This is a genomic window from Acidobacteriota bacterium, assembly GCA_009838525.1.
GTDB lineage: Bacteria > Acidobacteriota > Vicinamibacteria > Vicinamibacterales > UBA8438 > VXRJ01.
Genome location: VXRJ01000035.1, coordinates 207,475 through 221,041, shown reverse-complemented (window position 1 = coordinate 221,041; position 13,567 = coordinate 207,475). Strand labels below are relative to the sequence as shown.

9 protein-coding genes are annotated in these 13,567 nt (G+C 68.5%); 2 read left to right on the top strand and 7 right to left on the bottom strand.

What is annotated here, in order from left to right; translation table 11 throughout:
• Window positions 1-4: 4 nt before the first annotated feature.
• Window positions 5-829: a hypothetical protein gene (locus tag F4Y45_16370; GenBank protein ID MXY26078.1), complete on the bottom strand. Its 825-nt coding sequence runs from the start codon at window positions 827-829 to the stop codon at window positions 5-7.
• Here F4Y45_16370 and F4Y45_16365 point away from each other — a divergent pair.
• Window positions 785-1,090 (top strand): hypothetical protein, encoded by a 306-nt coding sequence (locus F4Y45_16365; GenBank protein ID MXY26077.1) that lies wholly within the window; start codon window positions 785-787, stop codon window positions 1,088-1,090. The two genes, F4Y45_16370 and F4Y45_16365, sit on opposite strands and share 45 nt — an antisense overlap.
• On the opposite strand, the gene F4Y45_16360 is transcribed toward F4Y45_16365, so the two are convergent.
• From F4Y45_16360 to F4Y45_16340, 5 genes are all read right to left on the bottom strand, one after another.
• Window positions 979-2,466 carry a hypothetical protein gene (locus tag F4Y45_16360; protein ID MXY26076.1) on the bottom strand — a complete coding sequence of 496 codons (1,488 nt, stop codon included), beginning with the start codon at window positions 2,464-2,466 and terminating at the stop codon, window positions 979-981. The genes F4Y45_16365 and F4Y45_16360 overlap by 112 nt on opposite strands.
• A 145-nt stretch (window positions 2,467-2,611) precedes the next feature.
• Entirely contained in the window at window positions 2,612-4,270 is a 1,659-nt protein-coding gene (locus F4Y45_16355) for a tetratricopeptide repeat protein (protein ID MXY26075.1), read from the bottom strand.
• Window positions 4,267-6,051, bottom strand: a complete 1,785-nt coding sequence (locus F4Y45_16350; GenBank protein ID MXY26074.1) for a CRTAC1 family protein — start codon at window positions 6,049-6,051, stop codon at window positions 4,267-4,269. Before F4Y45_16350 ends, F4Y45_16355 begins: the two co-directional genes overlap by 4 nt.
• A gap of 97 nt (window positions 6,052-6,148) precedes the next feature.
• A complete protein-coding gene (locus tag F4Y45_16345) occupies window positions 6,149-6,529 on the bottom strand; it encodes a hypothetical protein (protein MXY26073.1) in 381 nt (126 codons plus the stop codon).
• 31 nt (window positions 6,530-6,560) lie between these two features.
• Complete coding sequence (locus F4Y45_16340) at window positions 6,561-9,863, bottom strand: TonB-dependent receptor (GenBank protein ID MXY26072.1); 3,303 nt, start codon at window positions 9,861-9,863, stop codon at window positions 6,561-6,563.
• Between the two features lie 62 nt (window positions 9,864-9,925).
• Here F4Y45_16340 and F4Y45_16335 point away from each other — a divergent pair, with 62 nt between their 5' ends.
• The gene (locus F4Y45_16335; GenBank protein MXY26071.1) at window positions 9,926-11,266 is read left to right on the top strand and encodes a VWA domain-containing protein; all 1,341 of its coding nucleotides are present in this window, start codon (window positions 9,926-9,928) and stop codon (window positions 11,264-11,266) included.
• A gap of 80 nt (window positions 11,267-11,346) precedes the next feature.
• Here F4Y45_16335 and F4Y45_16330 read toward each other — a convergent pair whose 3' ends face one another.
• On the bottom strand, window positions 11,347-13,416 hold the full coding sequence (locus tag F4Y45_16330) for a carbohydrate binding family 9 domain-containing protein (GenBank protein MXY26070.1): 2,070 nt from the start codon (window positions 13,414-13,416) through the stop codon (window positions 11,347-11,349).
• Window positions 13,417-13,567: the final 151 nt, after the last annotated feature.

The following is a 13,567-nucleotide window of genomic DNA, read 5'->3' as shown; positions in this document are numbered from 1 at the left end:
GCCGTCACGGAACGACGGTGACGACTACGTCGCGGTCCACGTCGAGCGCACCGTCACTCGCCCGGCATCGAAGGGTGTAGACTCCCGGTTCCTCGAAGGTGACCGAGGCGACCCAACCGTTATCCGGCGGCGGCTCGGGCGTCACCCAGTGCGGCGACCAGGGTGAGAGTGACCCCGGCCGCGTATCCTCCCACACCGTCACCTGCGGGGGATCGAACCTCACCTCGCCGGCGCCGCGGTAGACGAACCACGACACGCGCAAGCCGGTCTCGCTGCTCACGGTGGCGCGGTAGGGCGGACGCCACCGATCCAGTCGCTCCGACTGCCGGCGGCTCGCCGACCGCTGGCGCCGCGACTCCGGTATGCCGTCGTCAGTCGCCCGCGCCACCAGCGTCAGCGGTTCTCCGACGCGGATCCGCCGCTCCGTCGGGCCTTCGACCGTCAGCGTCGGCCCGGTGTTCGAGCGGATCGTCGGGTTCGTGGTGCCGGCGCCGATGGCGCCCTGCTCCGAGGCCCGCACCATCGAGTCAACGAAGTAGTCGAGGCGCAACGTGGCGTAGGCCATCTCCGTCACGCCGTTCGTCGTCAGCGTCCAGACCATCTCGTCCGTCACCGTGAAGTTCTCCGGCACCGGAACGCGAAAGATGAATCGATTGCGCCGCGGCAGGAAGCGAGTCGGCTGCCCCTGATCCGGCCCGCCGGGCTCAATGGCGTTGTCCGGGCCCGCCGAAACCACGATCTCTTCCTCCCAGTTGTGGTTCATGTAACCGAAGAGGAAGTAGCGTTGCCCGTCCGGATCCCGCTCCCAACCCTCGTAGGCGGGGGACACGTTCAGACCGCTCGTGTACGACAGCGTGAAGTCGCCGCCGCGGCCCTGGGCATCGGCCGCGGCCGCCGGCAGCAGCACCAGCGCCGCCAGCACCAGCGCCGCCGCCAGCCGCTCTGGAGTTCCGCCCGGACCCATTCCTCCCATCACGGCTATTGCGCGGCCCCGGCGGCAGCTCCCGCCTCCGCTTCCGCCTCCGCTTCCGCCTCCGTTTCGGCCTCCGTTTCCTCGTCCTCATCGGCCGGGATTTCCAGGTCGTCGTAGCCGCACAGCGGGCAGCCGAGGATGTGGTCGCCCGGCCGCCAGTCGTGCGCCCGGCGCCGCTCGGCCATCTCCTCGAGGAACTGCTCGTCCGACAGCTCCACGCCGAGACCGAGGTCGATGAACATGTTGGTTACCGACCGGTTGCCCGATCCCTGCCAGTTCCGCGGATCCGGCACGTTGCGGTTCGTCGGCGAGTTGTTCATGTAACCGGTGATGTGCAGGATGGTGCCCTTGGGCAGCAGCGGCGCGTGGTCGTCGGCGTACTCGTAGGTCCGGACCCAGTTGTGGTCGTAGCCGACGCAACTGAGGGTCTCGATGAAGTTGCCCCAGATCGCTTCCAGGCACATCCGCTCGCCCGGCGCGTGCAGGTGCGGCTCGAAGGTGGTGATCTTCTGATGCTCCTCCAGAACGGTGTAGGCGTGGAGCTCCTGCCCCGCCTGCATGCCCCGGATGTCGATGTCGAGACCGTTGCCCAGGTCGCGCCCGGCCGGCTTCAACGTCGGCTCGTAACCGTGTGGGTGAAACTTGAACGCAATCTCCAGGTGAGACGTGGTGTCCCGGCCGTTCGAGTGCAGGTGCACCGAGTTCGAGACCACGCTGGAGTTGGCGGCGAGCAGGCGGCCCGCCTTCGGGTCGAAGATGTCGGCGTTACGACCCACCTCGTGCACCGGCCAGCCGGTGGTCGTCTCGCGCCGGCGCTCCGTGTCCTGCTCCCCGTCCTCGCCGAGCACCTGGGTGCTCCAGATCATGTGGTGGAAGACGTAGCGTCCGCCCACCGTGTCGCGCGCCTCGGAGAAGTCGTAGTCGTTGACCTCCCGGAACTCGAGCGCCGCCACGTAGCGATCCTCATCCAGTCCGACCGGCGTCGACTCGATTTCACCCCACCAGTCGGGCGCGTCGCTGGCCACCGTCACCTCCGGCAGCTTCACGACCAGGTCCGGCTCGCCGATCGACCAGCCGCCCGCGCTGAAGTCCCGCGGCGGCGGAGCGAGCGACAGGTTTCCGGAAGGCGCGCCGCTGTCGACCCAGTCGACCACCGTTGCGATCTCCGCCTCGCTCAACGACGGATCGTTCTTGTAGTGCTGAATCCCGAGGTCGCGCTCCACGTACCACGGCGGCATGACGCCGGCGCGCGGCCCCATGGTGATCCGCTGCTTGATCGCCCGCGCCCAGGGACGAACCTGCTCGTAGGTCTGCAGGGCCATCGGCGCGACCGATTCGGGCCGGTGGCAGTTCTCGCAACTACGTCGGAGAATCGGCGCGACGTCCTCCGCGTAGGTGACGGAACTCTCGGCCGAGCCCTGCGCGCCCTCCGCCGGCGCGGCCAGCAGGAAACCCGCCACAACAACTCCCCCGAGGCTAAACAGAATCCGCATGCGTCAAGCTCCTTCCGGCTCCGCGTCGAAGCGACTGGCGATCGGTGAATGCGACACCATGATAACGCGCCGGGTTCGTCCGGGAACAACCGGCGGCCGACACCGCCCGGCTCTCTACCTAGCAGCCCGGGTTGCTAGAGCCCCTTCACGGCACTTCCCCTTCGGGCCATGGCGTGCGGGACGCTTCGCCGCGCTCGTAGCGACGCAGGTTCTCTTCCAGCCGGCGGATCACGTCCGTCAGCCCGGCGCGCCGGGCGCCGGTGATGAGATCCCGCTGCAGGGCCGCCGCGCGATCGACGGCGCCCACCTCGGCCAGGGCCATCGCCATCGTCTCGCCGAGGTCGAGGGTCCGTGCCTGAGCCGCCAGGCGGTCGGCAATGGCGAGCGCCTGGTCGCCGTCACGCACCTGCGCATCGGGCGCCGCCGCCAGCAGACGGGCATGGGCGTGCGCGAGGCCCATGTCGTCCGGATGCGCCTCGAGGGCCCGCTCCAGGCGGGCGCGCGCATCTCCCCAGCGATTCAGGACCACCAGCGTCATCGCATGCCCGAAAGCGGCCTCGATCAGGTCGGGATTCGCTCGGTACACCTGCTCGTAGTGCGCGAGCGCCGCCTCCGGATCGCCCGCCCGGCGCAGGTTCCAGGCCAGCCGCAGGCGCGCCTCGGCGTACGTCGGACGCTGTTCGAGCGCCGCCGCGAAACGCCCAACCGCCTCGGCGTACCGCCCCTCGTCCTGCAGCAGCACGCCGAGGCTGTAGTCCGCCTGCGCGAGGTTCGTCCCCTCCGCCGCGGCGCGTTCGAACTCGATCCGGGCCACGTCCGTATCGCCCCGGAGATACAGCGCCGTCGCGAGCCGGTGGCGCAACTCGGCGTCCTCCGATTCGAGCTCCAGGCCGCGCCGGAAGGCCGCTACCGCGCCGTCCCAGTCCTCCCGATTGAGCGCCTGTATGCCTCGCGTCTCGTATGCCTGCGCACTCTCAAGCAGCGCGTTTAGGGCGTCCATCAGGGGATCGGCCGGCCGGATGTCCGCCGCCTCGCGCTGCCGCAGGTGAACCTCGGCCCGATCCGGCTCGCCGAGCCGGAGGTAGGCCTGGCCGAGCGGATAGTGGGCCGCCGTCGCGGACGGCTCCAGCTCCAGAATCTCCTCCAGCCCCCGGGCCGCCGCCTCGAACTCCTCGTGCATCAGCGCGGCGCGCGCCAGCCCGAACCGCGCCGACACGGAATCGGGGTACAGCTCCAGGGCCCGTGCGAACAGCGGCTCGGCCGCCTCCGCGTCGCCCTGCGCGAGGCGGACGTCGCCAAGCCAGACGAGAATCGCCATAGCGTCGGGATCGAGCCGCCGCGCCTCCTCGAAACGAGCCGCCGCGCCATCGAGCGCGCCGGCATCGCGTTGCAGGTGGGCCAGGTAGTAGGGCCAGCGCACATCATCCGGAGCCAGCGCCCGGGCGTTGCGGAACGCCGGAACCGCGGCAACGGCAAACTCCGCCGCCATCAGCACCATGCCCAGCGCGCCGTAGTGTCCAGCCGCATCCGGCCCTGAGTCGGCCTCGCCGGCCTGCAGGCGGTCGACCGGTCCCCAGCGCGCCAGCACCTGCTCGCGAACCGAGTCGCTGACCTCGGAGAGATCGGGAAGGACAACGGTTTCCAACCGCTGCTCCGCCACCGCACGGGGATCCGATCCGCCCCCGCCGACCGGCATCGCGCCGCCCGATTCCGGGGGGCCGGCACCGCCGCAGGCCGCCGCGAGACACAGCGGAACGGACAGTAGTCCCGCCATCACGCCGTAGTGCGGTTTCGTGAGATTCATGGTCGTCCACCGGGCAGCAGGCGGCCGGTCCCCTGCTCCAGCGTCCGCCACCGATCGATCGGCAGCGCCTCCCACCGCTCCGCGCTCCCGTCCGTCCAGTGCACGGTCACGTCGGGCGCCGTCGTCGATTCGCCGAGTCCGATCAGCACACGCGGATCGTTCGCGGACGCGTAGCTCCCGTCGGAGCGGGCGCGCCGCCACAGCGTGGCAGCCCCGGGTCGCTCGACCGCAACCCGCGCGCCCAGCATATCGCGGCCCCCGGCCCCGATTAGCCGGAGGCCGAGCCAGTGGTTCGCGTTGTCCACCTGGTTGATGAGCAGCCGGGCCGGACCGTCGTCGTTGCCGACCAGGACGTCGACATCACCATCGTTGTCGACATCGCCGAACGCGGCTCCCCGCCCCACCGCGGAGAGCGCGAAGACGGCGCCGGCCCGCTCGCTCACATCCTCGAAGCGCCCGTCCGCGAGGTTACGGAAGAGCCTCATCCGCTGATCGTAGGGGAAGCGTTCGCCCTCGCGCCCCTCCACCATCACCACGGTGCCGTTGACCGCCAGCAGGTCGAGCCAGCCGTCGTTGTCATAGTCGAACCACGACGTTCCCCAGCCGGTGTAGGCCAGGCTCGCGGCGCCGAGGCCGGCGCGGGCGCTGCGGTCGGCGAAGAGGCCCGTGCCGTCGTTGACGTACAGGTTGTTGCCTTCCCGCATCAGGTGGGTCATGTAGAGATCCTCGTCTCCGTCGTTGTCGAAGTCCCCGGCGTCGACCCCCATGCTCGCCTCCGGAACGCCGAGGCCGCTCAGCGCGGCGCCGGACGCGAGCGCCGCGTCGCGCAGTGTCCCGTCGCCCTGGTTCATCCAGAGGATGTTCTCCGTCCCGTCATTGGCGACGTAGATGTCGGTCCAGCCGTCCCCGTCGAAGTCGGCCGCGACGACGCCGAGCGCGGGTCCAAAGCGTCCGCCCACGAGGGCGGTGTCGGTCACGTCCTCGAACCGGCCCTGGCCGAGGTTGCGGTACAGATGATCGGGCATGCCGCCGTACACTTCCGGCGGACAGTAATCCCGGACGCCGGCCTGGTTCGGGCATTCCGCCGCGTTGTCGAGGTCGTAGTCCACATTGTGGCCGACGTAGAGATCGAGCCAGCCGTCGTGGTCGTAGTCGACGAAGGCGGCGGAAACGCCGAACCCGTCCGCCCCCGACAGGCCGCTCCCGGCCGTCACGTCGGTGAATGTTCCGTCGCCGTTGTTGCGGTACACCTGCGGCGGTCCGAAGTTCGTCAGGTAGAGATCCACCAGGCCGTCATTGTCCATATCGGCGGCCGCCACCCCGAGGCCGTAGCCGCCAGCGTCGAGGCCGCTCGCATCGGTGACGTCGGTAAAGCGGAGCAGCGGCCGCCCGTCCGGAGCAGGAGTCAGGTCGTTGCGAAAGAGGCGCCCGCCTCCCGCCGGCCGCCCCCCCGGCCCGTCCGCAGGAGCCGCGCCCGACCCGGCGGCCGGCTCGAGCGCGCCGCTCTGGACGAGGTAGGCGTCGAGGTCGCCGTCGCGGTCGTAGTCGAGGAGCGCCACTCCGGGAGGCAGGATCTCCGGGTAGTAGAAGCGGCCTGAAGCTCCGTTCACGTGGACGAAGTCGAGCCCGACGCCGGCCGCGCGGTCGACGAACAGGTCCTGCGCGACCCCCGCCGGAGGCGGATCATCGCCGCCGGCAGTGCTGGCGTCGTCAGCCGGCGGATCCGAGCCGGCCCCGCAGGCGAGGGCCACCGCGGCCAGAACCACCAGACAGGGCGCCACCCACATTCCCCGCGCGGCGGCGCATTCTGGCAAGAGGAAAGGAACGCCGGGCGACCGCCCGAGGACGGCCGCCCGGCGAGATGATCCGATCAGCCGATCACGAACAGAACAGCCCGCAGCCGTCCTGCCGCTCGCGGCGGGTCGACGGCGTGGAATCCTCCACTGTCCGGTCTATCTTCATCATGATCAGGCCGAGCGCGGCGCCGGCGCCAATCAGGGCCCAGACGTTGCGCGACCGCATCCGGCCGCTGTCGCCCGGTTCGTCCTGCGTAGCGGCAGCCCGGGCTCCGCCGGACCGGGAAAACGCTCCGGCAACGGCCGCCTCGCCACCCGGCGCCGCCGCCGTCCGCGCGCCCATCTCCGCCGCGACCCGCACGGCGGAATCCCGCAGGGGCCCGGCGAACGCCGCCGGCGTGTACGCGATCAGCATGGCCAGGACGAACGCCGTCACCCGCATCCAGTTCGTCTTCGCAGTCATCGTGGTTCTCCTCCCATCGTCATGCTGACCGCTAGAACCGCAGGTTCGCGTAGACCTGCAGCACGCGAGCGTCGAGCACCGTGATCGGCCGCCCGAACGCGGTGCCGATCGTGCTCTCGATCGACTGGACCGAGTTCGAGTTCAGCGCGTTGTAGAGGTCGATGCTGGTGTCGAGCCGCATGTCGCCCAGGCTGAACGTCCGGAGGAACCGGAGGTCGAGTTGCGTGAACCGCTTGGTGAAGTACTGGTTCGGCGCCGTGATCGCGAGCGTCCGGCTGGGGCTCCCGGAGAAGCCCGTCCGCGTGCTCATCGGATCGCAGTTGCCGTTACCGTCCGCCCAGCAGTGGATGTCAGCGTTGGTGAAGTCGCCGACGGCGTTGATCGGCGTCCCCGGCGTGTTCTTGTAAATCCAGCTCAGCGTGAAGTCAGCCGGCAGCGGGATGTCGCCGTGCATGCGGAAGTCCGCGAGGTTGCCCCAACTGTGCGTGTGGCGGCAGTTCGGGCCGCCCGGCGGCAGGTTGTTGAACAGGTCGCGCGGCTGGTTCGGCTCGTCCACGGTGAAGCAGTTGCCGACCGTCTGCGTACCGAGGTCGAGGCCGCCGGTCACGCGGATGCCGTTCGGGAGACGACCGTCCACATTGAAGACGAACCCGTTCCACTCACGGGTCTGGTTGCCGTAGTTGTCGGCGATCGTCACGAGCCGCTTGCTCTGGCCGAACAGCTCCGGCCGGATGTCGTAGTAGCCGCAGAGCGGCTGGCCCGGCGAAAGATCGCCCACCACGTCGAACAGGCGCCCGCTCGCTGGAGCGGCGATGCAGTACTCGTCGTAGTCCGACGGGCTGGTCAGCAGGTTGTCCGACACCCAGTAGCCGCCCGACCAGTTCCGGTTGTAGCCGGCGCTGACCGACAGTCCGGTCACCAGCTCGCGCTGGATCTCGGCGAGGAAGTCCCACGTGTAGGGCCGGTTGTCGTACAGGACGTCCGGGTCGAACATCGTGGCGGGGCAGGCTTCCGGGCTCGACTCCGAGCAGCCGGCCAGGTTCCCGAAGATGTAGTCCGTCGGCTGCAGATCCGGGAACTGGCCGTAGTTGGCGTTGCTGATGGCGCCGCACTCGCCGTTCGGTGCGAAGTTCCCGGTGTCGCAATCCACGATCCAGTTCTGGTTGACATCCAGCCAGAACCGGTTCGCTGTCGCAACGGACGAGCTGAACGGGTGGAACTCGCGCGTCAGGCGGCTCCGCGTCAACTCGTTGAAGCGGCCCATCGACACCTTTATCGCCGTCCGGCCGTCGCCCGTCAGGTCGTAGCTGGCGCCGCCCCGCGGATTGATATCAGTCCAGTCCGGGACACCCGACAGTTCCGACACCGATCTCGCCCCGACGGAGGGCCCGCCCGCCAACTGGGCGGCCGGGAAGCCCATCGAGACGTAGTCGGTGCGCAGGCCTCCGGTCAGGGTCAGGTTGCCGAGCGTCCACGAGTCCTGGACGTAGAGGCCCAGCTCCTGATTCATCCGCTCCTGCTGGAAGTACGGCTGGACGTAGTAGATGAGCGCCAGCGGATTACCGGCCAACAGCGCCCACGCCAGCGTGTCCTGGTGGCCAGTGGTCCGCTCCTCGTCGTTGAACGCCTGCTCCAGCGTCAGGCCGACGCGGAAGTTGTGCGAACCGGTGACATACGACAGCCGGAAGTACTCCATGCTCCGGCCGGTCCGCGCACGCGGGGCGATGTTCAGGATCGGGGCGCCCCACCGGTAACCGGTAGCGAGATCCCGAATGTGGCGATCCTGGCCGTCGACCACGCCGGTGGCGGGGAAGTTGACCCAGTTCGCGGTCTGCCAGCCGCCGCCCGCCTCGAGCAGGAGGCGCGTGGTTACGGGCGACGTCCAGGATCCCTGCACGACACCGGCCGGCCACATGTCCCAACCGTTCTCGTTCTCGATGGCGTACTGGCCGGTGTAACCGGTGGTGCAGCGGCAGTCCTTCTGGATGTCGAGGAAGCTCGCGAACCGGTTCCGGTCGGTCGCCTGGAAGGTGAACCGCACCGCGTGGGTCCGGTTCCAGTCGAAGTCGTGGGCCGGACGGTTCATGTCAAGCTCGTGGAAGATGGTCCGCGTGTTGTAGAAGCCAGGTGAACCCGGCCCACCCCGGAGGCCGAACGGATCCTCGATCTCGGTGGGTCCGCCCATCCGGGGGTCGGGGAACGGAGCTCCCGCCGTCCCGAACTGGTTGTGCCCCTGCAGCGCGTTGAAAAAGCCGCCGGGGGGCTGAATGCGGCGGCCCCAGCGCGCGATGGAGACGTAGTACCACGCCCGGTCCTCCTTGATCGCGCCGCCGATGGTCCCGGCCGCGCGCCAGATGTTCTCCATCCTCGGCGGCTCGATGCCGAACTCCCGAAGCTCCGGCGTGAGGTTCTCCGACTGCATGCCACTGCCGGAGTACTTCGTGTTGAGGGACGCGGTAAAGACGTTGCTCCCCTCACGCGGGATGGCGTTGATGGTCGTGCTGCCGGAACCGTTCTCGGCGCCCATGCCGGCGATCTCGACCTGCATCTCCCCGATGGTGTCGGAGTTCGTGATGTAGCCGGAGCCCGACGCGGTGCCGATGAAGTACTGGTTCCGGAAGCCGTTGAACGAGGCGCGCGTGCCCGGCTTGCCGTGGTAGAAACGGTAGGCTCCCTGCGCCGACCAGGTATCGCGGGTGCCGCCCACGTCCGCCCGGTCCTCGGTGAACCCCGGAGTCACCTGCGCGATCGTCTGCAGGCCATAGTTGCCGACCGGCAGAACGTCCAACTCCTCGGTGTCGAGCACCGCCTGCTGGCGGACAGTCTGCACGTCGACAACCGGCGCCTCACCGGTTACCGTGACCGTCTCTTCCACCGACCCGACCGCCATCTGGGCGTCGATCGTCGCGGTGAACCCGGCGCCGATCGTGATCCCGTCGCGGACCACGGTGGAAAAGCCGGGAAGCGTGAACGTGACGGTGTAGGTCCCCAGCGGGAGCTGCACGACGGAGAAAAGCCCGGCGCCGTCGGTGAACGCCACCTGCGGCGCGCCAAGCGCCTCGGACGTGACCTCCACCGTTACTCCGGGGAGAACACCGCCCGTATTGTCAGTCACCTCTCCGGCGATACCGCCCAACTGCTGGGCTGACGCGCCGGCGACCGTACATGCCAGAACCGCGCAGAGCGCGGCCATGGTTCGAACGCCGAATCTGAACCGCTGCCTAATCGGACGCGACATGCTAGACACCTCGCGATCTGGGGACGGAACCAACGCCCCATAAACTGCGTCTAACCCAATGGGCGTGTCCTTTCGCCCGACGCAGTCCACCGGCATTGATAACACACGAGATCGGCAGGCGCAAGGCCGTTTGGAATGCGTGCGCTATACTCCGAAAAATGCCGTTCCCGCCCGGTGTGGCTTCTGCGGCCGCGTGGAAGGCGGTCGCCTTGGCGGTCGTCATCGCGACCGCCGGAATAGTCCTCGACGCGCAGCGTCAGTCGCCGGTCTTCCGATCCGGAGTGACCCTGGTGACGACCGACGTCATCGTGCGGGACGGCGATGGCCTGTTCATCCCCGACCTGACGCGCGACGACTTCACCATCTACGAGGACGACGTCGCGCAGGAGATCGCCTCGCTCGTGTTGGTCCACGGCGGACGCGTCTACAACCAGTTGCTGCCGCCCGCGCCAGTCCAGGAGGGGATCATCCTGCCCGGCCGGGGCGCGCCGGCGGCGACCGCGACGCCGGGACGGGTCTTCGTCATCTTCATCGACGACCTGCACATCCGCGCCGCCGACACACCGCTCATCCACCGCGTGATGGACCTGCTGCCGGACACGCTGATCCACCAGGGGGACGAGTTCGGGATCATCTCCAGCGGCAAGTCGGCCATCCGCGTGCAGATGACGACGGATCAGAACCGCCTGCGGGCGATCGACCGGGCGGTGGGCGAAGCGTTCGATCCCCGCATTCTGATCGAGACGGCGACACAGCTCTCGTCGCTGAACGAATCACGCTGGCGCGCGCACGTGGCATTCAAGACGGCACTCGAAACCGTGCGCGGCCTCGAGCAGATCCAGCACCGCCGCAAGGCCTTCCTGTACATAAGCGCGGGCTACAACTTCAATCCGTTCGACGATGCGCGCGTCAACGCCCGCATCGAGTCGATGCAGCAGGTGGGATTCTTCGAGAACGGCGGTACGCGGCTGCCGGAATTCGACGAGCCGGCCCTCGATCAGTTCACGACGACCGACGCGTTCGGCGAGGTGTTCAGCGATTCGGAGCTGCACAACGAGCTGCTGCTGCTCGTCGACGCGGCGAACCGCGCTAACGTCTCGTTCTACACGGTTGACGTCCGCGGACTCACCACCATCCCGGATCTCGATTTCGACCTCCGCACCACGGAGTGGAACGAGTACATCCGCAAGCAGCACTCGTCCCTCCGGACGCTCGCGGAGCTCACTGGAGGGATGGCCGTGGTGAACCGCAACACGTTCCGCGAGGCGTTCACCGAAATCGACGCCGAGACCAGCGACTACTACGTCCTCGGCTTCTACTCGTCAAACCCGGACGAGACGCGGCGCACCCGGCGCCTGCGCGTAGAAGTGACGCAAGAAGGGGCCGACGTCCGATCACGCACCCACTACATGCTGCCGTTTCCTGGCGCGTCTGCCGCCGCGCCGGCCGGGGCGGCCCCCGTAACGCCGGTGGAAGCCCCCGGCGTCGATGCCCGCTAGCGCCCTTGCGGGCGTGCGGCCCAAAGCTCCTGGCGGTCCCGCCGATGGGCGGCGCGCCTCCGCACCCGTCGTGGACCCTGTCAGTAGCGGAAGAGATACGAGATCTTCGTGAAGATCGCGCGGTTGGTCTGCCGGTAGCGGTCCGTGACGTAGAGCAGGGGATCCAGGCGGTCCTCCTGCTGGTAGTGGCCATCGTAGCCGAGGTAGAACACGGTCCCGGAATTGACGCGGTAGGTCAGCAGCAGGTTGCCGTCGATGGTGCCGTCGAACGAGTTGTATTCCATGATGTTCCGAATCAGGAACCGCTCGGTGAACTGGAACGTGGTGAGCGCCCGCAGCACGCGGATGTCGAACACCAGCGTCTCGGTGCGCGGATCGTCGAGACGGCTCAGTTCGACGTTCAGTTGCGACTGCAGCCGGGACGCCGGCCGGAAGATCGCGGTCAGGCTGCCGAGCCGGCCGCGGCCGAGAAACGGCATCCCGCTGTAGCGGATTGACTCGCCCCACGTGAAGCTGCCGACCAGCGCGACCCGCCGGCTGGCGTTGACGTCGAAGTCGACGCCGTGATTCCACTTCCAGAAATCGATGCCGCCGTAGCGTTCGAGCGCCCGCTCCGCGCTCAACCCGAGCCGCACGTTCCGCGCGAAAGTGAAGTCGAGACCGCCCCCGACGGTCTCGTCCATCAGCACGTTCTCGAACGAGTAGTTGCGCCCGTACCGCAGGCGCGGCCCCCAGTTGACCAGCCAGTGCTCCGGCCACCATCGGTACGACAGGTTGGTGAACATGCGCTTGTCGTCGACCCGTCGAACGAAGCCGGTGTCTATACGGAAGTCGGGAGTGGTGCCACCGTAGAACGCGGAGAAGTTCACGTTCCGCCCGAGGTGATTGAAGAACGTCCCCATCGCCTCGCCCCGGCGCTCGATCCCCTTCTCGTCGCGGTGCCACGCCCGCGACACGAAGACGTTCCAGCGGTTGGTGGCGCCGAGCCGCATGTTGGAGTCGAATGCGAGCATCCGGCTGTAACTGTCCATGAAGTTGCGGTTGGTCACCGTCGCGCCGACGAACGACTCCGGATAGAGGTCGAAGCGCGCCCGGCCAATCGCCACGTTGGCGGTCCGGCCGAACGCCGGATCCGATGGATCGTCCCGCTTGCCCGGCGCCTCGTCGTCCGCGAACAGGACGCCGACCGAGCTCCGGCCCACCTTGCCGCTCACCTTGCCGCCGTAGCGGGGATCGATGATGGTCCGGGTATGAATGGGGGTAATCGGCGCGAAGACGTTGAAGATCTCCTGCCCTTCCAGGAAGAACGGCCGCAACTCGGGATAGAAGAGCGGAAACCGCTGATTCACGTCGATCTGCGGCAGATCCGACTCGATCTGCGAGAAGTCCGGATTGATCGTGAAGTCGGCGGTCAGGTCCGAGGAGAGGCCGTACTTCACGTTGAGCCCCGCCTCCGCCACGTCGTTGTCGGTGAAGGCTCCGGCCGTGTCGAGCGATCCGGTACGCAGGGCGGTCACCGTCGGCAGGATCTCCAGGTTGCGAGCCGTCGAGAGATTCGCCAAGCCATCCAGTACTCCCATCTGCGCCAGGAACTGCGCGATGTCCCGGGAAACCGGCGACCAGACGACCGTCTCGTCCTTGCCCTTGACGGTACGAGACACCTGGAAACCCCAGCGGTGAGACTCGCCCGCCTCCACTGCCGGGTACCGCAGACTCCTGAACGGAATCGCCATCTCCGCCGTCCAGCCGTCGTCCGAGGGCGCGCCGGCCGACAGGAACAGCGCGTCCCAGGAGATGTCGCCTTCGGGAATGCCGCTCGGCGGCGCATCCGAGGCTCCGCCGCCCCGCGCCCCGATGGCCCGGCGTTGCGTGCGGTTCCGAAGGCCGGTCGAATTCAGAATGGCGTCCCCCTGCACGCCAAAGCCGTTGACCGTGAACTGGTAGGCGCGCTGACGGTCGCGGAAGGGGTCGAAGAACAGGGAGACGGTGTCGTCCTCCGCGATCTGGTCGCGGTCCGCGCGGTTGGCCCGCATAAGGCCGGTGTCGCCGTAGCGCGCACGGACCCCGACGTACAGATTCTCGCCGTCATAGACGAGGTACACGTCGGTCGGCTCGCTGGCCGCAGCCCCCTCCACCGGCGCCGTCTGCACGAAGGTGGAGAGCCGCGCCGCGTCGGTCCACGCGTCGTGGGGGGGGGCCCCCCCGCCCCGGGGGGGGCGGGGGGGGGCCCCGCCCCCAAAACCCACAGACGAGCCCCCAACACCACCCAGAAGGACGCGCGGCCACAGCCGCCAGCCACAC

What these genes read in the sequence shown, in the direction of transcription:
- F4Y45_16340 (MXY26072.1), bottom strand. Translation starts at nt 9,863, where the DNA reads ATGCCGGTGGACTGCGTCGGGCGAAAGGACACGCCCATTGGGTTAGAC.
- F4Y45_16345 (MXY26073.1), bottom strand. Translation starts at nt 6,529, where the DNA reads ATGACTGCGAAGACGAACTGGATGCGGGTGACGGCGTTCGTCCTGGCC.
- F4Y45_16335 (MXY26071.1), top strand. Translation starts at nt 9,926, where the DNA reads ATGCCGTTCCCGCCCGGTGTGGCTTCTGCGGCCGCGTGGAAGGCGGTC.
- F4Y45_16360 (MXY26076.1), bottom strand. Translation starts at nt 2,466, where the DNA reads ATGCGGATTCTGTTTAGCCTCGGGGGAGTTGTTGTGGCGGGTTTCCTG.
- F4Y45_16355 (MXY26075.1), bottom strand. Translation starts at nt 4,270, where the DNA reads ATGAATCTCACGAAACCGCACTACGGCGTGATGGCGGGACTACTGTCC.